The following is a 23,251-nucleotide window of genomic DNA, read 5'->3' on the forward strand; positions in this document are numbered from 1 at the left end:
AGTAACGTAGAAATCACAATGTTAACAGGCCCTAGATCAACTCTATCATAGCACCGTCACCCAACAATAAACTCCGCTTTTATCTTAAAAGGACGGTTATTGTTAATGTCTGACAGAAAGGGAGAAATTATCGTTAAACAAGGAGACACTATAGTTGAAGTAATCAATCGTTGGCACCAAGGAAAAAATGTAGGCGAACAACCTGTCGAGATCCTGGCCGTTAGCTTTGGTAAGCCGAATATCACGTTAACAGAATTTAAATAGCATCAATAAAATGGAGTTACTTACGTATCTCCTTTAAAGTCTCTAAGCTTTTCTCTTCCTCTTCACGTGCAGCTTGTAAAGCTAACTCAGCGTCTTGATAAGATTCAAACACTTGTTGAAACTTAGTGAGTGTTTCACTTTGAATATCTTCCAGGCTACTTCCGTTGTCTTCAAGCTCATCAATATGGTCTTCAAGCTCAGCAACGGCTAATTCAATTTCATCAAATAATTTTTCTGCAGCCTCACGTTTTGCTACAGCATCATTATATTGCTTAGAGGCTAACTCAGTAGCTTCCAAAGGGCTGGAAAAGTTCTCATTATCGGCAATAGTATCACTGTGCATAGGTGTCGAATTAGTACTTATATCACCTACATTTCGTACATCTTCTTTATTTTTATGTATAGGCTCTTTTTGTTGAATAGTTCCCACATAAAAAGCTATACCAACAGCAGCAAGCCCAGCTAAATACCCCACCCACATTTTTTTCATAATACAATAGCCCACTAGGAAGTTGATGTCTTTGTTATTGTTTGAGTAATCTATACAAAAGAATAAGATATCATATAAATATACCTAATAATCGTATGAGAATCAGATTTTCTTGGTATGCATGGCAGTATGAAACTTTTCTTACAAAAATTCTTTTAAATATCAATGCTCAAGAAAAGAGCGAACTTCGATAACAACGATAAGGAGATTATTCATATGATATAAGCTAGAGTGGAAAAGTTTTCGACACTCGAAAAATGGTCATAAAAAACCACAAATAATTGCTGGAATAGATTTACTACTAATATTCGGCTAGTGACAAATATATATGCTTTCGATATTATCACCTAGTTAGACAAATATTCGAAAAGTCTGAAAGCCCTCAATAGGAGTGAGACATAAAGGGATATCAAAGAACTTACAACTTTATGTACAGGCTAATAAAGCAAAAGCAAATAGTAGCAGTAATGCAAATAGCTAGAAATGGCTAATTATTGATAATAAATACTGACAGTTATGTTAAAGGTTGACCATGGGCTTAGGTAGAATAATAGTTAGCGATCAATTCCTTCGGCGCTATGAGTTGCACACAGGCCATCGTGTTGCCCCACATCCTAGAGCGAGTAATGTAGAACTATCTTGTCGGCAATCAATATGCACTTTCTTGAGAAATATAGTCGTTGACATCAACTATTGGTCTAGATTAATACAACAACACTTTGTAACAAATAATATTGTCACACATAACTCAGACCCTATTGAAATAGTTGCAACTCTAGTAGAACGAAAGCAAATCCGTTTTTACAAACTGCCAAGTGTCGGCAGGAACCCACTACCCGATGGACGAGGTCGAGCATATAGTTTTGTCGGCGGGCCAGAAATCCCACAAGATAGCAAAGGTGTTGAATATTACTCTATTGGAAATATAGAACATGCTAGAGCATTTTTAGCTCAACTAAATGCAAATAATGAATACTGGCAAGTAGTACTTAGTGAAAATGGCTTTATATCTGAGCAATCTGCGAATGAACGCCATGCGATAAGTGAAGATTACATTGCCGAGCTACTGGCATCGAATCAGCTAATTACTTATCTATCACCTTATCGAATCCCCCGCCCAGAGGTGACAGCATCAAGTACCACAGAACAAGCCTCTAATGAAGTCGCGACTCTAGGGCCTCATACAGATGAAGAGCCTGTAGTAAGTAAAACTTTCGCATTTTTACTATCAAGTTAAATATACCATTTTTTCATTATAACTCTGGGAGAGACATAATATTGGGCACGATTACTTTTCCATTCGGCTGTAAAGATTTTGAATCTGCGCTGGACATGCTCAATACTTCTGATGGGCGTTATGCATTGGGAGCAAGTTCATTTTGGCACGGCGGCGTACACCTGACGTTATCTAAAGATACACAAGCGATTTTATCACCTGCAGATGGCGAAATTATTGCTCATCGAACAATGAAAAAGCGCACTACAGGTAAAGCAAGTATTACCGTAGACAATGAAGGCAACAAGATTTCTGAGGACAAAGATGAAGACGTCGACTCATCTTTTAGTTTTGTCCTGAGTCGCCATACTTTTAAGACGCCTAAAAAACAAGATATTGTCTACTATATCCTCCATATGCACTTGTTGTGCTACGAAAATTATCAAGATATACACAAGCTAAGGCCACCACCCTATTTATATGGCGATGTACAATATTTTGTCAAAAAAGAAGAAGATGACGGTGGCTCGCTGGTGGGCAAAGGCCTCAATCTTCGTGCTTCCCCTTCCAGCCGCAGAAACAATGTGTTGACCGTCATCAAGAAGGATACAGAATTCGAGTTTGAACATCGTGGGAGTTACGACCATACGACATCAAAAGCATATTTTAACGTCGTTATTAAAAATCCACAGAAATTTACACTCTCCAAGGCTTACTTATCGTCCGGCTCAGACGCTAAAGACAAACTTCGACTACTCCCGGTGGAAAAATACTACAGTGATCATGGAGTTTTATATCGAGCACAAATAATAAGTGCCTCTGAAAGTCATATAGGGGTGCCTCTATATATCAATAGCTGCTATGTTGGAGATCTAATAAAAGGGCAAGAAGTCTATTTTAAAGAAAAGTCTGCTTACGAAGGCAGCCACGAATTAATTCTTGATAATATAATGAACGTGGTGAAACCAAATGCTGAGGGCAAACTAACAGTTGATAGCTTTTTTGATGGCTGGACTGACAATAGCTCTATACTGGTGCCTACTAAAGATGATCTTGTTTCTTTAGAAGAAGCGTTATTGGCAGCAGGCCTATGTATGGACGATGATCTCACAGCTTTAGCTAAGGTCAGGCCGGAGAATGCATTCGGGACATCAGGGAAAATACGCTATATAAAAGATTATTTTTCAAAATTAAAAATTAATACATATGAAAGTAATCAATGCGGTATCCCAGCCTATGATAGTGCGAGTGGAGGAAGTCGCCTCATTGATATTCCGCACTCACGTTTTGTTGAACTAGTAACACCTATAAGCATAGATGAACTAGCAAGTAGTCAAGGAGCAAAGCATTTAATAAAGCCAATCACTATCGAACAGCCCAAAGAAGGAGTGGTTTTTTGTAGTAACAAATATGTCGAACAAAAGATCAATGAGGTTACCGGAAAGTTCGACAGCATTGAAGTATTTAAAGAGCCAATTCCTATATATAGTGGCGACGTCATCGGTTATCCTGGCAATCATGAAAAACAAAATATTGTTCATATGGAATTGTGGCTAGACAATATTGATTTTTTCAAAAACCCCAAAAAAGACCAGCAATACGAAGATAAAGTTGACCTGCCAGCAGGTTTGACTACAAAAATTCAAAAAATAGAAATTAGTAAATGTAAGCCAGAACAGCAAAAAATCCCAGCAAAAGGGACAATGAGGTTTGTTTCAAGAGTAAAGGATTTAAAGAAAAAGCCTACAATAAGAAAAGTAAAGTATAATGAAAAAGAATATTTTGTTTATTACAAGGACATAAAACCTTATTGGAGTACGACAAAAAATGCATATTACTTTAAAGATGAAACAGAGCTAACGCTTTACCCATCTCACCCGGAAATCGAGATTGAAACCATTACATATAGTGATTCGACTCTTGCACAAGCTGTATCTCTAGAACCAATGCCAAGAATGATGAACGCAGAAGAAAAAGATTACTTTCCGGTTTCGTCAAAAGAGGAAACGACAGAGCAAGGTAGGATTAAAGAAACCGTTCTTATTGCAAAAGAAGAAGTCAATAAATATCGTGAAGACTACTATAATTGGGAAAAATTTTTCCATAAAACTTCAGCAGCGAATTTAGGTTTTGAAAAAAGCGGATATTATGAATCCAAAAAAGATATTGAAAATCAAGTATTAGAGGAATATAAGGCACTAAGTGAAAACAAGTCTATGGTAAATCTTCCGTCCTATCAAAAAAGCCATCCACTCAGTCACTTGATTATCGAATCAGGAACAGAATGGAGTAAAAGCCAAAAAGATAGCTCTGGATGGTCGGATGGTGTTATTGAGTATCTCTGGAAAAAACATAATGTAAGTTCACTTGAAGAAGATGCAGGTATCACCAAAGCAAGTGTTAAGAGAGTGTTTGACCAAACACTCAAAGAATATTCGGATAAGATCAGTTTTTTTGATGATGTCAAAGCATCAGTATCTAGTCTGCCAGATAAAAGTAAAGTATTGCATGCTCACCCATTGAGATTTCTAGGTCATATCAATCAATTAGATCAGGTTGGCCCACCATGGATGCAGTTCGCTCGTCAACAAATGAAGGAGTATGGGGGCGTAAGACAAACACAATCTCCCTTAAAGGAACAAATTTTCAAATACTTCGATAGTAGTAGCTATCCTGAAGGAACAAATAAAACTAACTGGTGTGCAGCATTTATTCATTGGTGCTTTGAACAAACGGATGACTTCAAAGGTAGTAACCCAAACGCGAATGTCGCCGCTTTTGACTGGCTTCCTAAATCATTAGCGAGAAAGCATAGAAAAGATGTAGATGGCTGGAATAATAGTGAGTTGATAGAAAGTATCGATGACGTATTTGTTGGTGCGGTTATCGTATTCTCACACTCTCATGTGGCTTTCGTTGCAGGTCAATCGGAAGATGGAAAAAGCATTATTTACTTAGGTGGAAATCAATCAGATGGAAAGCCAGGTGATGGCAAAGGAAAGCGCACTATATGTACAAACCCAAAATCCAAATCATCCTTTAATAAAAAGTATTGGTTGGTCAAGCCGAAAAATTATCAGCCCACTTCGGCAGATATGAACCTGCCTATACTTTCTCCAGATGGGAAAGAGTTAGGATATGCAGATACACACGGTTAATTAAAAAGAATATGAAAAAAACACTTGATAAGATTTTAATCGGCATTAGCATCACTGCGCTTATAGTGGCATGCGACCAAAACCATGCTTCTTTAGATAAGAAAGCGCAATCATCGCTACCAGAAGAAAAGACTGAACCTTCAGCTGTAAAAGAAAGTGCGAGTCATATAAAACAAGATAAACTAATAAAAAAGGCGCTAGCCAAGCAGCTTAGCAATGGCATATCAGCTCTCTATGATAACTCGTTCGATATTGTTGGTCATAAATTCTCAAGAACAGATTTAGATGCCAGCATCCCAATATTAAATAATGCATTATCAGATTATAGAAAGCCTAATAACGAGCAGTTTTTAAAAAAAATAAAGGAAATTTTTGGTCGTACTATAGATTTTAATAGTAATTCAAAATATTTATATATAAATTTCAATGACCCTAAAGATAGAAAGTTTAAGTACCACAGAAATGATAATTCAATAGAAATCCGACCATATTCAGTTTTTGTAGTTAAGGGGCATAATTTTATTAGCCAGTTATACGGAATTCCAGAAATTCTAGATTACCAAAAACACTATCCACAAATAGCTCAAACTGAAAATAAAATGCAAATAGATAGAAAAGATGACGATGGCTCTTCCCTTACGATATACCGGTGGCTTGATGATGAATCAATCGATAGAGAAAAAAATATTAAGACACTTATCGCCAGAAATAAATATCTTTTTAATAATGATAAAAGTCAGCTACCCTGGTTATTAGATAATGATGAAGAATTTATGGTAGCTCTTATTAAAACATATAATTATTCAAAGGATACCGAACATAGGCAGTGGTATAAGGATAAGCATTAGTTATTAACGTAAACAACACAATCATATCTTAAAAATATTTACCACAAAACTAAGACAAAACTTATAATTTAATATTGTTGTAATATATTAGCTACTGTTATAAGAATACCTAATACGGCACTTATCTTTTATCGAAATACATAGATACCACACTGTAATTAATTCTGTTTTGAGCTTTTAATGCTTATAGAATCACCTAAGAGGTTGTAAATCTTTGTAAAATTGGTTTGTAACATTAAAGTGAATAGAATGACTAACTTCTAAGGTATAGGTACACACAACACTGCTCGCTTAGGTAACAATGTAGACATTTCACCATCTTCAGGGAAAATAACATCTGAAATAGCCTCTTCTTCTCATGAATATCCCATCATGAGTGAAGGAGCAAGTAGTTCTTTAATAAGTGGAAAAAAAAGGTCTGCAGAAGCATCAACAAGCGATCATGATAATAAAAAATTTAAGGCCAGCATACCTCGTTCGCAGACTTATGATAGGCTAAATCTAGTTTTTAATCATAAAATAGAGAATGGTGGTGAAAATATAGGAGTAGGTACACAAGCAGAAATCCATACTAGTCAATCAACGCATACTGATTATGTCGGCAAACCAATGGCTGTTAAAATATTTCACTCTAGCCAAGGATTCAACTCTGCATTGACAGAAATGCTAGTATCACGCTACATCAAACAACTCAATGATCCAGAGTTATCTAATAGAGTAAATCTCGCTGTAGACTTTGCTATAAGTCGAGGTAGCGACTTCGGAGGGAATTATACCGAACCTTTTGATAGCCAAACAAAAGGGCCGCTGGCAATTATTACAAGCCCGAAAATGGATAGCGATTTAAGGAGTTTTAATGCAGACATTACCACTGAAGGCTATATGAAAGTAATGCAGGATCTTAAAGATAATGTATTTAATAATACTTGAGGATAAAGGACTAGTTCACAATGATATTAAAGGTGACAATATTTTAGTAAAAACAAAGGAAAACGATGAGCATGAATACCGTGTTACTGACTTCGGCTGTGCTCATCTCATACCTGGCTCTGAAGCCGAATCTGCATTTTCAGATATATGGCAAGAATTAAAAAGGGAATTAACACAAAACAACGAAATAAATAGAGAAAAGCTTGAGAACATTAAATTAGATGACATTATCCCATCCTATGATCCAATAGACCCTGATGACATCAGCGACTACTCTGATTTTGAAAGCGAAACAGAAAGCAACCAAAGTTCAAAAAGGATTTAATGCAAAGTGAAACTTTATTAAGAAATACTCTTATTTCGGGCTAAACTCAGATTATGATAGATTCATATTTAGTGTATTAAAAAGAGACTTCAGTAATACCATTGTATTTTAAAGAGTTAAGATATTATGATTATTTCACACTTACAAACCCGATATCCATAAATTAAGTTTTGCAAGTGTGAAAACTATTAAATATAAACTAATAGTAACTTAAGCTTCTCGCTTTACCCCAAAAAACCCGATATGAGAATATTGTATAACCGAGAATACAGGGAACAACTACAGCCGCGCCATAAAAAATAAACATCAATGATTCTGGTGCACTGCTTGCTTCAGCGACGGTAAGTTGCCCAGGAATTACATAAGGATAAAAGCTATAACCAAGGGCCTGAAAGCATAAGAAAAAAATAATCGCTGCACAAACAAATGGAATCCAACAGCCAAAGTCCTCAGCATGAGGTACACTGCGAAGATAGCGATCGCTCAGAATAAATAGACTTAAGCAAACGAGTGGTATGGGGAACAAAATAAAAATTTGTGGAAAAGAAAACCACTTCATATAAATATGTTCACTAACAAAAGGATTAATGATTGATACAAGCAGTATTCCTGATGCTGCCAACCATGCGCTTCGGCGCGCCCAATATGCGGATTTTATTTGTAAGCTGCCCTGGGTTTTCATTACCAACCAAGCACCGCCAATAAATGCATAAGCTGCGGCAACACAAAATGCACTGACAATTGCAAATACTATTGCTGCCCAAGCATCAGAAAACCCTAAAACATATCGCCCTAACATATACCCTTGAGAAAGAGCTGTTACAAGTGAAGAAAACTTAAAACATATATCCCAATGCTTGCGATGCATTGTTAGAGCTTTTGCGCGAAAATCAAAGGCTACGCCACGCAAAATTAAGCTAATCAGCATAAAAGTCGCTGGTATATAGAGTTCTTTTAGAATAATACTATGAGCTTCAGGGAAAGCGATAAGCAGTAATCCAATGGCAAGCACAAGCCAAGTTTCATTCGCATCCCAAAATGGGCCAATCGAAGCGATCATAGTATCGCGCTTACTTTGGGTTGAGTCATCTATAGGCAATAGAATACCAACACCTAAATCATAGCCATCTAAAATAGCATAGGCCAAAGTCGCAAGTCCCACCAAACACATAAATACTATAGGTAACCACTGTGCTTCACTCATTTTACCACCTCATATTCTGCGTTGATATTAGAGGAAAAACTGGTACTTAATTCAGTTTCATATTCTTCAACATTGACCGAGCGGCGAGCCATTAAAAATAGTGTGTGTAAATACGCAACAATCAGACCGCTATAGACTAGCACATAAAATGTTAGAGAAAGCCCCACATGGCTAGGGGCGATTGTCGTAACTGCGTCAGCTGTACGCAGCACACCACTAACTAAGAACGGCTGCCTCCCTATTTCTGTTACATACCATCCAGCTAGAGTTGCAACCCACCCTGAGAATGAAAATAGGACGAAAGCTCGCAACACTATGGGCGTAATATTTTCTTTACGTATCAATTGAAAGGCACCAAACCACGCCAGAGCAATCATTAACAGTCCGGTACCTACCATAATACGAAATCCCCAAAAAACAGGCGCAACGGGAGGGTGAGCATTTTCAAATTCATTAAGACCGCGAATTTCACCATCGATATCGTGGGTTAAAATAAAACTCGCCATACCAGGAATACCCAAAGCAAAGTCATTGCGGCGCTCTTGCTCATTAGGCAAAGCGAATAATAGTAGCGGTGCTCTTTTTTCTGTTTCCCAGACACCTTCCATAGCAGCAATTTTTTGAGGCTGATGTTCGAAGGTATTAAGTCCGTGCAAGTCACCAACCAAAGCTTGTAGCGGTGCAAGTATAGCAGCAACAAATATTCCAGCTTTTAACGCTAGACGAGGCGCTTTTTTGCTATCGCCCTTTAAAATACGATAGGCAGATATCCCTGCAACGAGAAAAGAAGCTGTTAAACCTGAAGCAAGTAATACGTGAGTTAAGCGATAAGGCATAGAGGGGTTGAAAATAATTTCCCACCAGTCTAACGGGTAGGCTACTCCGCCTCGCATCTCAAAGCCTTGCGGTGTCTGCATCCAAGAGTTTAATGCAATAATCCAAAACGCAGATAAGCTAGTACCAATAGCCACTAAAAAAGTAGCTAAAGTATGTAGCCAATTAGGTACACGCTGGAAACCAAATAACATTACACCTAAAAAAGTAGCCTCCAAGAAAAATGCAGTTAAGACCTCATAACCAAGTAGCGGCCCTGCGATATTCCCAACCTTCTCCATAAACCCAGGCCAGTTAGTACCGAATTGAAAAGACATGGTAATACCGCTAACAACACCTAGAGCAAAAGTTAAAGCAAATACTTTTACCCAAAAGCGGTAGGCTCGCATCCAAACAGGTGCAGATGATAAATTGAACCTTAATTTAAAATAAAACAGAAACCATGCTAGCGCGATAGTAATAGTAGGAAACAATATATGAAAACTGATATTTACCGCAAACTGAATTCGCGATAGAAGCAGCGTATCAAATTCCATGACGATAACCTCTTATTTTTTAATAAACTTTTAATCTCCTCATATATTTATTATTGTTTTAAGATGAGTTGTACGAAGAAGCTTTTCTTCTTCAAAAATCTATTCCAGCTCTGTACCATTCTGAGCTTTTTTGTTTAACAAACGATCTTTTATATCTAATACCTTGCCGACACCTGCGCCTAGCTTCATCAAAGTCTTTAAGTTATCGTGACTCATATCTTGCAAGTCAGCACTCCAATTGGATACCAGCTCCAACAAATCATGAATTTCTTCCATTTTTTTGTGAGCGAAGGTATCGGCAGTATTCGTAGGAGCCTCTAATAACAAATCTCTCAAAACAGAAAGTGTTGGGTCAATCTCTCGTTTACGCCTCTCTTCTAAGACCTTAATTCCCATATCCCAAACATCACCGACGGCAGAATAATATTCTTTGCGATCACCTGGAACATGGTAGGGCTTTACCAGACGCCAGGACTGTAATTCTTTTAGCCCCATACTGACATTGCCTCTCGATATGCTCAGCGCAGCCCCTAGCTCCTCTGCGTTAAGAGGTTCTTCGTGGATAACGAGCAAGGCGAATAATTGACCAACAGTACGATTAATCCCCCAACGGGAGCCCATCTCTCCGAAATGCATAACAAAAGATTGCACTTTTGGCGTCATTTGCATAAAAACCCCTTCTGTAAGGTAGTCACAATATTTTTTGAATTTTCAATATTTTTTGAAAGTTTAGAACAAAAATTAGATCTAAGTCAACTAATGCGTCAATTTGTCACACAAATCGAGCCAATAGACAGATTCAATAGAACAGAAACAATTGCTAAACCATAGCCGGCATGTGACACACTCAGAAGAGGTATGAAAAACACGACAGCTAAGACTTCTAAGAAAGGAAACACGAGAAAGAGTGTGTAAACAAACACGAATGCAAAAGCGGATGACTGAAACAGTGCACAGCGCCGTAATTGGCCGATTTTTATTAGTAAGCGCTGCAAATAAATCGGCGCAAGATTCTATAGTTTCGTAGAAAAAGGAGTTAGCCTCTATGTCTCATCCCGCCCAATCCACTTATGATCCGATGGCGCTTGATACTCAAACATACGATCCAACAAGCTCTGTGCATCATTATCCACAAGCAAACTATTGCGATGTATATCTTTCACAAATTCTTCTCGTACAGCATGATCAAGAAATGCTGCAAGTTTGTCATAATAGCCTGCGGCATTGAATAACGCGCAAGGCTTAGAGTGGAATCCCAGTTGGGCCCATGTAAGAACTTCAAATATCTCTTCTAAAGTACCTAAGCCCCCAGGTAAAGCGATAAAGCCATCGGCAATGTCCGCCATGATAGTCTTACGCTCATGCATCGAATTAACAACTTTCAATTCTGTCAAACCTGGATGCGATAATTCCTTTTCAGCTAAAGCATGGGGGATGACACCAATAACTTCTCCTCCAAAAGCGAGGACCTTATCAGCAATTTTTCCCATTAAACCAACGCTAGCACCACCATACACTAAACCAATACCACGCTTAATAAACTCCTCGGCTAATATATTTGCAGCGTCTAAATACTCCGGTTTGCCGCCAGAACTAGAACCGCAATATACGCATATTTTTTTCATGTTTTTAAACCATCCATTCAGTTGTTATTGAACTTTACTCCAAAGAGACGAACAGCTAGAATCTATTACTCTTGGTAAACAAGAGACAAGAATCTCATCTGACGTCATACATTGTACAACAGTCATCGCTCAATAAAAATTATCACTAGTTGAATGGCTGAAACTAGCATTAAAGAAACTATAATATTTAAAACGCCCAACTTTCGGTCAACGATTTAGGTTGATTTATTAATTAATACAATAAAGCTGATCGGCTTTAAGTAAAAGTTGAGTGACATCACTATGAGAATACCTGTAAGAAATTCATTGTATGGCATACTTGTTTTTATTTTTTCGTGCTCGCTAACTATATTTTCAGATGCCAAACCCTACAAAGCAGCTGAAATACTAACGAAACAGCAAAATAAATATGGTAAATATGTAGTTCGCATGCGTGCAGCTAAAGGCAGCGGTATTATATCGAATTTTTTTACCTATAAAAATGGCTCAGAAAAAGCAGATGTATTTTGGGAAGAAATAGATGTTGAAGTCTTCGGTAAAAATAATTCAATGTCTTGGCAAAGCAATATTATTACGGGCTTAGGCAGCAGAGATACATCAGAAGGAGTACACAATGGAGAAAACTTCGCAGATGGATATAATACTTTTACTATGGAATGGACGCCAACATACGTAAGATGGTTAGTTAATGGCGTTGAGAAACGTCGAACAAATGGAGGGCAAGCGCGCCAATTAAGTAATGCAGCATCATTCCGCTTCAATATCTGGAACCCTAATATTCCTCAGTGGGTTGGCCCATGGAATCCCAATATATTACCAGTACACATGTTTGTTAATTGGGTGGAATACCACAGCTGGAATGGCAATGGGTTCACCCTAAAATGGCGGGATAATTTTGATAGTTTTAATTCTAATCGTTGGGGTAAAGCCAACCATACTTTTGCCGAAAACCAAGCAGATTTTATTCCTCAGAATGCTAATGTAAAAAATGGCTACCTAGTTCTATCGTTAACTCGTGAAGGCCAAGAAGGATATAACGGTAATCCACCAATGGATAGTGGCAGTAGCAATAATAACACAACGATACCACCAACAGGTTGGACTAACTTACAAGTCCAACACAGCAGTCGTTGCCTCGACGTAAAAGGAGGACGTAAAGATAACACCAGTACTTACCAGCAATGGGCTTGTGATACTAATAATATTAACCAAAGATTTAAGTTCGAAGGCATAGGCTCAGGTTTCTACAATATACGTGCACAAGTAAGCAATAAATGTATCGACAATTCTTCTGGCAGTAGAGCCAATGGTAATAAAATACAACAATATGCGTGTTCTTTAGATAATGACAATCAAGCTTGGCGACTAGAAAACAAAGGTAATGGTTGGTTTGAAATTCGCAATAAAAGAACTAATAAATGCTTAGATATTGCTGAATTTTCTCAGAAAAACGGTGGCGTAATACATCAATGGCAATGTTTAGCAGGAAACAATCAACTCTTCCGATTTAAGTAAACTAACATAAAAAGCAACTTATAATAGTGTAGAGAGCTAACAATAAATGCTCTCTACACTCCCTAGCCTCTAACGCTTAAATGTAACAATCAACTCAGGAGGAAAGTCACTTTCCAAAGATGCAAAGGCAATTCCATCTCCCCCCTCATCCATTTCCAGTAATAATGATATTTCACCGTTATCACTTAGCAACGATCCGATATCCAGAAGATAAGATTTTCCAGACTTCCACTTACCATTCCTGCTACCAATTAGCCCTCCTTTAATTGGTGCGCTAGAGGCCGTCAAATCACCTTCACTCCAATTATTACCCACGCCCCGGTATGCTTTTATCATACCTTTACCGGCATTAGTAATATGTACTTTTAGTTTTACTCCCGAAACAACACCGTCAATATTTTTGACATCGAATTTCAAATAAGCAACATCCTGACCATCTTTAACCTGTAAGTTATCTGTATTTCGCCCAAAATCACGCTCTAAATAAGCGTCCTCTGTAGGTTGAAAACGCAATACTTTTTCATTTCTTTCGACGCTGGGGTATGTTTTATCACGATAAGCTTTAGGTAAAATATTCGCAGCTAAAACTATGGAAGACTGATTAACGTTTCTCTCATTAATTCCGCCAAAAGATATATTGCTATATCCATATGTAACAATTACAAGAAGAGTATTAAATAAACGTTTATTAGAAATAAAACTTTTCATTTTCTTAGTTTTACCTTCACTTTTAAACCAAACAATTGCCCTAAAAGCGACAAGGGGAAAACATCTAACTCATAAGATGATCCACAAAATCACTTTTATCCACCTAAACACTAAAGCAAAGGCCCCAGCTTAAAGTAGAACTTGATCACAATTTGGTTAAAGACTATAGAGCCATGAGGCTAGAAAGGTATTTTTTGGCGAGAGAAATGCTTTAAATATTGATAACAAATTTAAACACCGCAACCAATACGCTTTGAATCGACAGCTATATTGTCCATCCATCCAGACATTCCTTCATTACTTTGATAAGTCTGTAAACCAAACTTAATCCAAGTAAATATACTTGGAATAGAATTTTCTGAAGGAAATTTTACTTTATGAGATATTTGGTCAATACGAGAGCCATTTCTAAAAAACTCGTAACTTTGCGACTTGTGATCTATATACCATTCAACACAAACCCATTCATTAGAGAAATGCCAATTATAGTCAGAAGCTACACCACCTTCAGCGTCATTATCAATTTGAACGTTGTAAAGATATTGATGCTGCTTTGATATATTATTTTGCACAGTATCCACTACTCGAACTTCATAGTTTGCGCCCCTAAGAGCAACTAGAGTCCCATGCAATACTGTATGATTATCAGCTATCGGCGTAGGTGTTTCGATCTTATAAAAGATACGTCCCCAGTGGCTACCGGGTATATTCTCCTTAGTGATATAAGACTGATGATACGCCTGGGTTCCCTTTGAAGAAAAATAAAGCGCCCCTTTACTCTGATAAGCTTCTTCATTTTTAACAATTTTTATATTTTTACCCACATCAAACTGATGAGAAAAATTTTCAGGTATACTCTCCTCAAAATCTAAGCATATATAGTAATCTTTATTCAAACATGTTTCAGCAGGCATACCGGAAGTATTAGAACCTATTAGTCGACGATTAAGCTTATCGACAGATAGGATGAAAATTAAAAGTAGTAAGAAACAAAAAATAATAATACTAGCTTTCTTGTTATAAAGAGCCTTCATTTTTATTTACTCAATTAGGAAAAGCTTACCATTGTTATCAAGGCTAAAATGATCAAAGTCCTTTGCTAAAAATAATGGGCCATGATAGTGTTTTTTTGCGTCTTTTTCTAAATTATCTATTGCGTTCACGGTTGTGTTTGTAGACTTATGATAGCGCGCACTAAAGTGTGTCAAAATAAGGTTTTTTATTTTGGCACTATTAGCAAACTTTGCTACCCTAGCAGCATCACTGTGTTGAGACTTCGGCCCAACCTTAAGGTGGACATCCTGGCAATAAGTCGCCTCGTGTATCAACACTTCGATATTGCTTGCAGATTCATTTAATAATTCAGGAGTGTCATTATCGCCGCCAACAATAACCCCCAAAGGCTTCCTAGGCTTTAGAATATAATCACTAGATTTTAACTCACTACCATTTTCAAGTTTTATAATATCTTCTTTTACAATTCGTCCCCATAAAGGCCCCTGTGGAATCTTATCTTCTATCAGTTTATTTACGTCCAACTTAGCCTCATTGACGATTTCCTTAAATTGATAACCATAACTTGGAACTCGATGGGACAGAGTACATGGGGTTACTTCGAAATTACTATCAACAAGAATATTTTTACTTTCTTCACTACTAATAAACTCTACATCATATGAAATATGCATATCTGTATATTTCATAGCATTTAAGAGAAACTCTTTAACGCCATAAGGCGCAACAATTCGTAAAGGTTCGGTTCGACCTGTCATAGCTGTCGTCGCTACCAGTCCAGGCAGGCCATAGCAGTGATCACCATGAACATGGGAAATAAAAATAGTGTCAAGATGAGTAAGAGAGTAAGAAGTGCGTAATAGTTGCTGCTGAGTGCCTTCGCCACAATCCACGAGGCACCATGACTTTGTGCCCTTACGTTTAATGGCTAAAGCAGAGACGTTTCTTTGAAGAGTAGGAATTCCAGATGAAGTACCTAAAAACGTAAACTCAAGCAAAGTATATTCCTTAGTAGAATCAGTTGATGGTCATCCAAAGACAAAGGCGCTGTATTTGTTCCAGATATCGAGCATAACAATGCAATTTTCAGCCTACGTATACTCGATTTCGACCATACTGTTTAGCTTTGTACATCGCAACATCTGCTTTGCGAATAATATCATCAACTGAGCAATCTTTTTCGTTTATGAGATGGATACCTATACTACCACTAATCTTGACCAGATGATTAGAAACATCTATAGGTTGGGATATAACACTGAGCATCTTTTCTGCAAGCAACTTACTTTCCAAGATATTATGGGTTAAATCATTATCATCTGTAATTAAGATGATGAATTCATCACCACCGATTCTTGCCACAATATCTTCTTGCCTCACTGAAGCCTTAAGTCTACGTGCAGCTTCCTTCAAGACTTCATCACCAGCAGCATGTCCATAGGAGTCATTAACTTCTTTGAATTCGTCAAGATCGATAAAAAATATAACGGCAGTTCCTCCATGCCGTTTAAACTTTGCAATCTGCTCCCGCACCCTTTCAAATAAGTACCGTCTGTTAGGTAAATCTGTCAGCGAGTCTATATGAGCAAACTCGATCATTCTATCCTCATATAGTTTCGTCTCTGTTATATCATGGGCAGATACAACAGCTCCTAAAACATTCCCCATACCATCAAGACAGGGGGTTAGATTAACATCAAAAAAAATTCGTTTACTATTCTCGAAAGCTAACCAGTACTTTGCATTTACCTCATTGCCGGACAAACAAAAGTCTATTTCTTTTCTGACGGTGTTATTAAAGTTCTCTTGTCCTAATAATTCCCCAACTTTACTGCCAATAATTTTTTCTCTAGCTGTTTTAAAAAAGTTTTCATAACCTTTGGAAACCATACGATATGTATAGTTTTTATCTACAAAAGCCATCATATGGCTTGTGCTTTCGACCATTTTCAAACTTAGTATTGCTTCATGAGTTTTAAAATGCTGATATTCAAGACTTATTCTTTGTGAGAGCCTATGAAAGAAGTGTTTATCTTCATCATGTTGCTTAATTTTTTCATTATGTAATGTTGCAATATGCCCTAAAGGACGGCCTTGGCTATCAAAGAATAACTGCGACTGATAGGTGCAAGCATTCTCTAACGGCGTACCAACGAAGAATTCAGTATTGTGAGAAAAGCAATATGTATTTGTTTTTTCATTTATATCGAGATACATACTGACCCAGGGAGTATCAGCCAATGATAAATTGAATGGTGCCTCGCATTTATTGTCTTTTCTATAAGCTTTTGCCTTTAATGTATTCGTATCTCGAGAATAAATAAACAGCACAGCCCATTTATGTCGAGTAAGCAATGACAAAGCTTTAACTGCTTTATTATAGAAATCCTCTTCAGAAGAAGTAAAAGCTAATACTTCTAATGCTTTTTTATGATGTGAGGATATCATGTTTACTCCTAACAACACTTAGAAGCCATTTCATAACTGCTGCACTTACCGATACGGCGTTAAAAATACTCTCAAAATGCTCATTTACTTCGTGTAAACTCCGCTTTTTCGGTTATTTTTGCCTTGTCTCGCCTGCGTTCGCGAGTTATGAAACAGCTTCTAGTCATTTATTATTCAATACAGCTATACTAAACAGCTAAATAAAAAAAAAACAAGAAATATCATTAAATTTAAACTTAAAAAACTGGTTTAAATGTTAATTGAACAAGCAGAGATAGTTAATATATTAAAATTGTTATAAAAAATTATATTTTATAATAAAAGCATAAGAACTAATGACTATTTAAATCTAACACTATTAGGGTTCATGACATATTTTGTGTAGTCTAAATATATCAATATAGATAGTAAGAAGTACTACAATACGGGAAGCTCGAGCTTTCAACGCTAGAATATAAAGAAAAAGCTTATTGGTTTTAAGGATTTTAAAGGTTTTAGGATAGATGTATTAGTAGACTAGAAAGGAAATAGTTCTTAAAAGCGAAAGAGCCTGCGTCGGCAGGCTCTTATCATAAACCAATAGAGTCGATCATTTATTAATGAGGAGACTTTTTAGAGGCCGCTTTTTTAGGTTCAGCTTTTTCTGGTTCAGCTACAACTTCCAGTAACTCAACATCGAATAAAAGTACTGAGTTACCAGGAATTTGTGGGCGAGAAACAGCACCGTAGGCAAGTTCAGCAGGAATAAAGAGTTGCCATTTTGCACCTTCTTTCATTAGCTGAAGCGCTTCAGTCCAGCCTTTGATCACTTGGCCAACACCAAACGTAGCAGGCTCGCCACGGTCGTAGGAAGAGTCAAACTGAGTACCGTCAATTAAAGTCCCTTTGTAATGTACTTTAACACGATCAGTAGCCGCTGGTGACTTACCCTTACCTTCAGTAACGACTTTATATTGCAAACCAGATTCAAGTGCAACAATGCCTTCTTTCGCTTTGTTTTCATCTAGGAAAGCAGCACCTTTGGTTTTATTTTCTTCAGCAATTTTAGCCTGCTCTTCTTGTTCAATCTTTCGCTTTTCCTGCATCGCAGTATTAACACGCTCACGGAACTCATTCATTACCGTTTGTAAGCTTTCATCATCTAACTTAGAAGAGTCTTCCAAACCGTCAACATAGGCTCTAGCAAGTGTCTTCTTATCGATAACAATACCTGTACCATCAAGGTTTGCAATATTGCTAGACATGTTTTTGCCAGCAGAAACGCCAATAGCATAGGCAACTTTAGTATCAGAGTCTTCGAGGTTGATGGGCTCTTCTTTCTTTGCTTGCTCTGCAGGTTGATTACAAGCAGCAAGTAATGCACCTGTCGCTATGAGGGTCACAAGCTTGAGAGTCGATTGATGTTTCAAAATAGTTTCCTTATACATAGGATTATTAATTGTTAAACCACTATCATGTAGCAGTCACGAAAAGTTATAAATTTCAATGGTGTATAATACTTACCGCCACTGTCGGCCTCGACCGCAAATGTAAGGCATATATAACTTATGTGACACCTCCATCATTCCAAGACAGACAACTGATGTCCCTGCACCTACATTTTCTTCTAACAGCACGTTTAGGTGTTACAACACCCTTATAAATCACATTGTTATCCTGCATTTTTTACCAGGCTCACAACCGACTTACTTGTCTTTGTATTAGGCTGATATTAGAAGTCATCAGCCTAATTAAGGCTATCCGTACTGTTTAGCGCGTTACCGTAACATTTCACACATGACTGGCGCCGATAATCAGTTCACGCTTATCATGCATTCCCTCTATTACCGGGGGTATGCTACACAGGCTAACAATGTGCCATTGTTGGCTTGTATAATACTTCGTAGAAATACAAAGAGCACATTTTCTTCTTAATATTTGCACATTTCAACGGCATTGTCGCTTTTTTCAACATCAATTTCGCACAATTCTAAACGGATCTAGCGTTCAGTAGACCGCTTACAGATACACCACCTTCCCCTCACATTATTCAAACAACAAGGTAAAGATGATTAAAAAAACAAATAGATTGATTTTTAACCAGAAAATATAAGTGAATATCACGATAAAACTATCACTCAAAAAAATCGCGAAATATAGAGGCCATATTTATATTACTTAAATAACGATATTTACCCTGTAAACTGTCTTCTAAACATACAAACGAAAATGTGCGCACCAATATTGCTCATATATTTTCCAATAAAACACCAAGTATCTCAAAGACTGTGTGGGGACGAGTGTTTAAGAAATTTGTTTGTTTTTCAAACTAATGTTTGCATGCTAGATTGCGTTCTCTGTGACTCGTTATCCACTTTAATGTAAGTCATTAAGATTTGAGGACTGATTCAAGATCTCGTCCTGAGTCCATTCTTTTATAAAGCTATATCTAAGGGAAATAGTTTTTTGCAACGAAAAGCTAAGCAACAAGTAGCTGAAGAGATACAGGGAGGTTGCTATTGAGAAAGCCAAGAAATTGCCAGTCTTCGCTCATCCACGAGTCAATTTTTGCTTTGGCGTTCTTCTATAAGGACAAGTGCCCAAGCCAAGCATTATAGCTAGTCAAAAATCAACATAATATTAATAAACACGTTAATTATTTAACCCCTTTACTGATTAGTAATATGAGTTACTAACTCCTTTACATTACACTGTAGGTATTATGTAATGACTTGTAATTTAAGTTTTAATCAGGATCAGGTATTTTCATTGTGAAACTCAACAAGTGAATCTAAGCTGGCACAATTTGCTTCATCATTGAAGCAAAAAAGTACAAATGGCATAGAAATCACATAATTATTTATCACTTAAACTTAGATAGTTTTTAAGAAAATAAAAAAATACACATTGGAATTTTTATGTAAGTTTTTATTCAATATAGTTTTTTAAAAGCATGTAGAAAGCACCCACTGAGCACTGGAGCTATCTTAACATACAAATGTAGCACTACAATCGATTGCAGTAAGCTATTGATTGGCTAGGAAAAATAAATCTTATATTTTTATTTTTCATAAGGAAGTTAATTTATAAATGGATTATTTAGGTTTTCTACAACTACAGAAATCGAGCCTCAACTCATCTCAAAAAAAAATTACGTCACTTCCATTTAAACGTGACCAACCTTTCCAGTTGAAAATTTAATTTGTAAAAAATTATTCAATAACATGCAAATTAAAATTTCACAATTATTGAACTTATCAAACTAGTTATATTTCCATTTCAATAACTAAGCATATGTGATGACGCATAACTCTCTTTAATTTTGTAAGAACATAAAAAAAACCGTATAGGCAATGAATTAACCCTATAAAAAACTTTTCGTCCCGCCTAATTTAAACATTCAAAAACCACGTAGGCTAAGTGGGGCCAGTGGCGACTATACCTCTAACGCATCTTAAGAAAATAGGTGCCAAATAAATTAGAAAGCTCGCCAAAAATGAAATTAGCATCGCTTAGGTAAGCTATTATTTTTTAAGGAATCAGAAATGAAAATTTTCTCAGATACTAATAACTACAAAGCTAATAATATCCAGAGTACCAAAAATCACTATCAGCTACAGTTTTGCCTCACCAAAATATTAGATAGAGCTAACCTCAAGAATGGCGCCATATACTTCTACAAAACAAACCAAATTGATGCGCCAAAAAAACCACTAGAACTCTCATTTAACTTTGGAAAAGTTCCTGCTGAACAATGTACTAGCTATCCAATTCTTTACCAAAGAAAAAAGATTGGGGACTTACTTTTAGATAAAGATCAAGAATCTCAAGAGCAGATCTATAACTTGTCCGAGATAACAAAAAGCATGGCACTATTATTTAAACGTTTCAAAACTAATGAATGTGCTGACCAAGCAGGTAGTGAATATCCTGTTCTTGTTGGGTTTAGCGAACAATCATTGGCCTTGGAAAGTTTTATAGAAAAATCATCCGATAGCATCTCCCCTGTCATTATCGAAGGTGACCACGGAAATGAAATGTCAGCAATTGCAAGAGCAATACACGATAATAGCCACCTGATTAAAAAGAAATATAGAGAGATAGATTGCTCAACCAGTAGCAATATAGACGAGAGAATAAAGCAAGCATGGAAAGAAAGTATAGGTGGTAGCCTTTATCTACACGAGATCAATGAATTATCCCTAGAGTTACAATGTCATTTAATACAGCTATTACATGGCGACGTAAAAATTATAGCATCATCAACTCGACCACTAGAACAGTTGGTACACGAAGGGAAATTTTATCGTCAATTATATACCGCACTGAATTTTCTCAAAATACATATCCCTCCACTAAGAGAGCGAAAAGAAGACATCCCATATATGCTGAATCAACTGATTCTAAAATATAGATGCTACGATAACCAAACATTAACTGAAGAAACAAAGCAAGCTTTGTATAATTTTGATTGGCCTGAAAATTATATGCAACTCGAACGAGTAATGGCTAAGCTGCTAGCCCTATCAAATAGTAATCCTATAGAACTTCACGAACTAAAACTGGTACTACCTACCATATGCTCAAATATTAAAAACAACGAAAATCTATATCCTATACCAACAAAAATAGATTTACTAGGTTGCTTAATAAATAAAGATTATCGTGAACTATCAGGGTTACACATTGCATTGAGAAGGTCTCTGCAATACCTAGCCGAAAATTACTCTGAAAGCATTACCCTAGAGAAGCTCTCCATGAAAGCGCATGTTAGTTCATCACACTTATCCTTTCTATTTAAATATCACTTAAATAAGAGCTTCAAAAAAGTTCTTGCAGAACTTCGAATAGAACAAGCCAAAAGACTATTCGAAAACTACCCTTACAAACGGGTTACCGACATATGTCTTGAAGTGGGTTTCGGGGATCTCAGTCATTTCGAGAAAATATTCAAACGCTATACAAAAATGACACCAAGAAGCTATAAAGATAGTTTCCATAGAAAATGTTTCTATTGAAAGAAGTTCACTAATTTAACTGATTTATTCATATATTAGTCCAATTAAGCCTAATCAAATGGACTTATTATTTACACAAATAAAAAATAGGAAAAGATATGAGTAACTCAACACCACAAGAGATATGTAATACTTTAATTAAGGAATATGATCCAAAAATTTCAAGTTTAATGTTAGTTCAAGTGGTAGCTCAGTCACTGGGAAATGCAGCACAAAATGCTACTTTTTCGCAACAGCAGCAAAACATAATAATAAATACGAATACAGCTATAAGTGCAAGCCTTCTCCACTCTATAGGTTCTGCATATTCACAATAGTGATTTCGTTCTTCGCCAAATTTAAAAGGGACACGTAAAACGAAGTCAAATAGATTTCATTAATATATAACAGAGGTAATAGTATGCCAGTAAATGAACAAGTTACAGATTCAGTCACACAAGTAAACTCAAAAGTTGTTGGCGAAACGCCGGCTATGACAATGGGCAATATAATTTTATCATCAGGGCAAGCACTAAGCACGTCAGCTTTAAATGTTGCCAGTGGGCTAAACCATGGAAGCATTACAATGCAAGCCGCAACTATACAAGGTATTAACTCTCTAGTAGCGACTGGCACATCAGTGCTAGGTCGTGTGTCTGAGGAAGTTGTTGAAAAAGGTTAATTTTATAATGAGAGGAATTAGCTCTACAAAATTACTTTATTTCGGTAGTCTTTTAGAGCATTGATTCGCTTATACTTATTAGTTTGTTAACTAATAATATGATCGAAAGGGCTAGTACAGCCAATTAAAACGATGTTTTATTACATCATGTTAAACTATTTAAATTAGGATTTTAATTATGCCAGTAAATGAACAAGTTACAGATTCGGTTACACAAGTAAATACTAAAGTTGTCGGTGAAACACCAGCGATGGCAATGGGTAATTTACTTATGTCAACAAGCCAAGCTTTAGGTAACGCTGCACATAACGCTACTGCAGCACAACAACAAGCACAAATAACAATGCAGGCTGCCACAGTACAAGGTGTTAATTCACTAATGTCTATTGGTAGCTCCGTTATCGGGCGTAGTGCAGAAGGAATTATTGAGAAAGACGGTTAGTAAGTTGCATTAGATTTTAACCTTCATTACGTGAGA

At 36.7% G+C, this 23,251-nt stretch carries 20 protein-coding genes and 1 pseudogene; 11 read left to right on the forward strand and 10 right to left on the reverse strand.

Features of this window, described 5'->3' with window-relative positions:
• Nucleotides 1-63: 63 nt before the first annotated feature.
• Nucleotides 64-264: pseudogene (locus BVC89_RS24795) on the forward strand (cupin domain-containing protein); the annotation flags it as partial.
• Nucleotides 265-280: 16 nt separating this feature from the next.
• Here the strand turns inward: BVC89_RS24795 and BVC89_RS24800 are convergent.
• A complete protein-coding gene (locus tag BVC89_RS24800) occupies nt 281-754 on the reverse strand; it encodes a hypothetical protein (RefSeq protein ID WP_086933787.1) in 474 nt (157 codons plus the stop codon).
• A gap of 532 nt (nt 755-1,286) precedes the next feature.
• Between BVC89_RS24800 and BVC89_RS24805 the strand changes: the two genes are divergently transcribed.
• The 5 genes from BVC89_RS24805 (at nt 1,287) to BVC89_RS24825 (ending at nt 7,231) form a co-directional block, all read left to right on the forward strand.
• The gene (locus tag BVC89_RS24805; protein WP_086933788.1) at nt 1,287-1,991 is read left to right on the forward strand and encodes a hypothetical protein; all 705 of its coding nucleotides are present in this window, start codon (nt 1,287-1,289) and stop codon (nt 1,989-1,991) included.
• Between the two features lie 41 nt (nt 1,992-2,032).
• On the forward strand, nt 2,033-5,128 hold the full coding sequence (locus BVC89_RS24810; protein ID WP_086933789.1) for a C40 family peptidase: 3,096 nt from the start codon (nt 2,033-2,035) through the stop codon (nt 5,126-5,128).
• 11 nt (nt 5,129-5,139) lie between these two features.
• Nucleotides 5,140-5,976, forward strand: coding sequence for a hypothetical protein (locus BVC89_RS24815; RefSeq protein WP_086933790.1), 837 nt, complete (start codon nt 5,140-5,142; stop codon nt 5,974-5,976).
• A gap of 372 nt (nt 5,977-6,348) precedes the next feature.
• Complete coding sequence (locus BVC89_RS24820) at nt 6,349-6,906, forward strand: hypothetical protein (protein ID WP_086933791.1); 558 nt, start codon at nt 6,349-6,351, stop codon at nt 6,904-6,906.
• Nucleotides 6,887-7,231 (forward strand): hypothetical protein, encoded by a 345-nt coding sequence (locus tag BVC89_RS24825; RefSeq protein WP_086933792.1) that lies wholly within the window; start codon nt 6,887-6,889, stop codon nt 7,229-7,231. The genes BVC89_RS24820 and BVC89_RS24825 overlap by 20 nt, the downstream gene beginning before the upstream one ends.
• A gap of 199 nt (nt 7,232-7,430) precedes the next feature.
• On the opposite strand, the gene BVC89_RS24830 is transcribed toward BVC89_RS24825, so the two are convergent.
• From BVC89_RS24830 to BVC89_RS24845, 4 genes are all read right to left on the reverse strand, one after another.
• Nucleotides 7,431-8,435, reverse strand: coding sequence for a cytochrome d ubiquinol oxidase subunit II (locus BVC89_RS24830; protein ID WP_086933793.1), 1,005 nt, complete (start codon nt 8,433-8,435; stop codon nt 7,431-7,433).
• On the reverse strand, nt 8,432-9,805 hold the full coding sequence (locus BVC89_RS24835) for a cytochrome ubiquinol oxidase subunit I (protein ID WP_086933794.1): 1,374 nt from the start codon (nt 9,803-9,805) through the stop codon (nt 8,432-8,434). Before BVC89_RS24835 ends, BVC89_RS24830 begins: the two co-directional genes overlap by 4 nt.
• 99 nt (nt 9,806-9,904) lie before the next feature.
• On the reverse strand, nt 9,905-10,474 hold the full coding sequence (locus tag BVC89_RS24840; protein ID WP_086933795.1) for a GbsR/MarR family transcriptional regulator: 570 nt from the start codon (nt 10,472-10,474) through the stop codon (nt 9,905-9,907).
• 374 nt (nt 10,475-10,848) lie between these two features.
• Nucleotides 10,849-11,430, reverse strand: coding sequence for an LOG family protein (locus BVC89_RS24845; protein WP_086933796.1), 582 nt, complete (start codon nt 11,428-11,430; stop codon nt 10,849-10,851).
• 282 nt (nt 11,431-11,712) lie between these two features.
• Here BVC89_RS24845 and BVC89_RS29965 point away from each other — a divergent pair, with 282 nt between their 5' ends.
• Entirely contained in the window at nt 11,713-12,945 is a 1,233-nt protein-coding gene (locus BVC89_RS29965) for an RICIN domain-containing protein (RefSeq protein ID WP_158658110.1), read from the forward strand.
• Between the two features lie 69 nt (nt 12,946-13,014).
• On the opposite strand, the gene BVC89_RS24855 is transcribed toward BVC89_RS29965, so the two are convergent.
• From BVC89_RS24855 to fkpA, 5 genes are all read right to left on the reverse strand, one after another.
• Nucleotides 13,015-13,653, reverse strand: coding sequence for a CBM96 family carbohydrate-binding protein (locus BVC89_RS24855; protein WP_086933797.1), 639 nt, complete (start codon nt 13,651-13,653; stop codon nt 13,015-13,017).
• Between the two features lie 230 nt (nt 13,654-13,883).
• Nucleotides 13,884-14,687 carry a hypothetical protein gene (locus BVC89_RS24860; protein WP_086933798.1) on the reverse strand — a complete coding sequence of 268 codons (804 nt, stop codon included), beginning with the start codon at nt 14,685-14,687 and terminating at the stop codon, nt 13,884-13,886.
• A gap of 6 nt (nt 14,688-14,693) precedes the next feature.
• A complete protein-coding gene (locus BVC89_RS24865) occupies nt 14,694-15,665 on the reverse strand; it encodes a ribonuclease Z (RefSeq protein ID WP_086933799.1) in 972 nt (323 codons plus the stop codon).
• 88 nt (nt 15,666-15,753) lie between these two features.
• Nucleotides 15,754-17,115, reverse strand: a complete 1,362-nt coding sequence (locus BVC89_RS24870; protein WP_086933800.1) for a sensor domain-containing diguanylate cyclase — start codon at nt 17,113-17,115, stop codon at nt 15,754-15,756.
• 596 nt (nt 17,116-17,711) lie between these two features.
• Nucleotides 17,712-18,542, reverse strand: a complete 831-nt coding sequence (gene fkpA, locus BVC89_RS24875) for an FKBP-type peptidyl-prolyl cis-trans isomerase (protein WP_086933801.1) — start codon at nt 18,540-18,542, stop codon at nt 17,712-17,714.
• Nucleotides 18,543-20,639: 2,097 nt separating this feature from the next.
• On the opposite strand from fkpA, the gene BVC89_RS24880 reads away from it, so the two are divergent.
• From BVC89_RS24880 to BVC89_RS24895, 4 genes are all read left to right on the forward strand, one after another.
• Complete coding sequence (locus BVC89_RS24880) at nt 20,640-22,112, forward strand: AraC family transcriptional regulator (protein ID WP_086933802.1); 1,473 nt, start codon at nt 20,640-20,642, stop codon at nt 22,110-22,112.
• A 98-nt stretch (nt 22,113-22,210) separates the two neighbouring features.
• Complete coding sequence (locus BVC89_RS24885; protein ID WP_086933803.1) at nt 22,211-22,429, forward strand: RebB family R body protein; 219 nt, start codon at nt 22,211-22,213, stop codon at nt 22,427-22,429.
• An 83-nt stretch (nt 22,430-22,512) separates the two neighbouring features.
• Complete coding sequence (locus BVC89_RS24890; RefSeq protein WP_086933804.1) at nt 22,513-22,773, forward strand: RebB family R body protein; 261 nt, start codon at nt 22,513-22,515, stop codon at nt 22,771-22,773.
• A gap of 178 nt (nt 22,774-22,951) precedes the next feature.
• Nucleotides 22,952-23,215, forward strand: a complete 264-nt coding sequence (locus BVC89_RS24895; RefSeq protein WP_086933805.1) for a RebB family R body protein — start codon at nt 22,952-22,954, stop codon at nt 23,213-23,215.
• Nucleotides 23,216-23,251: the final 36 nt, after the last annotated feature.

The sequence above is a fragment of the Agarilytica rhodophyticola genome, from assembly GCF_002157225.2.
In the GTDB taxonomy this organism is placed as follows: domain Bacteria; phylum Pseudomonadota; class Gammaproteobacteria; order Pseudomonadales; family Cellvibrionaceae; genus Agarilytica; species Agarilytica rhodophyticola.

Coding starts and splice junctions, on each gene's coding strand:
- BVC89_RS24800 (WP_086933787.1), bottom strand. CDS start 754: ATGAAAAAAATGTGGGTGGGGTATTTAGCTGGGCTTGCTGCTGTTGGT.
- BVC89_RS24805 (WP_086933788.1), top strand. CDS start 1,287: ATGGGCTTAGGTAGAATAATAGTTAGCGATCAATTCCTTCGGCGCTAT.
- BVC89_RS24815 (WP_086933790.1), top strand. CDS start 5,140: ATGAAAAAAACACTTGATAAGATTTTAATCGGCATTAGCATCACTGCG.
- BVC89_RS24820 (WP_086933791.1), top strand. CDS start 6,349: ATGAGTGAAGGAGCAAGTAGTTCTTTAATAAGTGGAAAAAAAAGGTCT.
- BVC89_RS24825 (WP_086933792.1), top strand. CDS start 6,887: ATGTATTTAATAATACTTGAGGATAAAGGACTAGTTCACAATGATATT.
- BVC89_RS24830 (WP_086933793.1), bottom strand. CDS start 8,435: ATGAGTGAAGCACAGTGGTTACCTATAGTATTTATGTGTTTGGTGGGA.
- BVC89_RS24835 (WP_086933794.1), bottom strand. CDS start 9,805: ATGGAATTTGATACGCTGCTTCTATCGCGAATTCAGTTTGCGGTAAAT.
- BVC89_RS24840 (WP_086933795.1), bottom strand. CDS start 10,474: ATGCAAATGACGCCAAAAGTGCAATCTTTTGTTATGCATTTCGGAGAG.
- BVC89_RS24845 (WP_086933796.1), bottom strand. CDS start 11,430: ATGAAAAAAATATGCGTATATTGCGGTTCTAGTTCTGGCGGCAAACCG.
- BVC89_RS29965 (WP_158658110.1), top strand. CDS start 11,713: ATGAGAATACCTGTAAGAAATTCATTGTATGGCATACTTGTTTTTATT.
- BVC89_RS24855 (WP_086933797.1), bottom strand. CDS start 13,653: ATGAAAAGTTTTATTTCTAATAAACGTTTATTTAATACTCTTCTTGTA.
- BVC89_RS24860 (WP_086933798.1), bottom strand. CDS start 14,687: ATGAAGGCTCTTTATAACAAGAAAGCTAGTATTATTATTTTTTGTTTC.
- BVC89_RS24870 (WP_086933800.1), bottom strand. CDS start 17,115: ATGATATCCTCACATCATAAAAAAGCATTAGAAGTATTAGCTTTTACT.
- fkpA (WP_086933801.1), bottom strand. CDS start 18,542: ATGTATAAGGAAACTATTTTGAAACATCAATCGACTCTCAAGCTTGTG.
- BVC89_RS24880 (WP_086933802.1), top strand. CDS start 20,640: ATGAAAATTTTCTCAGATACTAATAACTACAAAGCTAATAATATCCAG.
- BVC89_RS24885 (WP_086933803.1), top strand. CDS start 22,211: ATGAGTAACTCAACACCACAAGAGATATGTAATACTTTAATTAAGGAA.
- BVC89_RS24890 (WP_086933804.1), top strand. CDS start 22,513: ATGCCAGTAAATGAACAAGTTACAGATTCAGTCACACAAGTAAACTCA.
- BVC89_RS24895 (WP_086933805.1), top strand. CDS start 22,952: ATGCCAGTAAATGAACAAGTTACAGATTCGGTTACACAAGTAAATACT.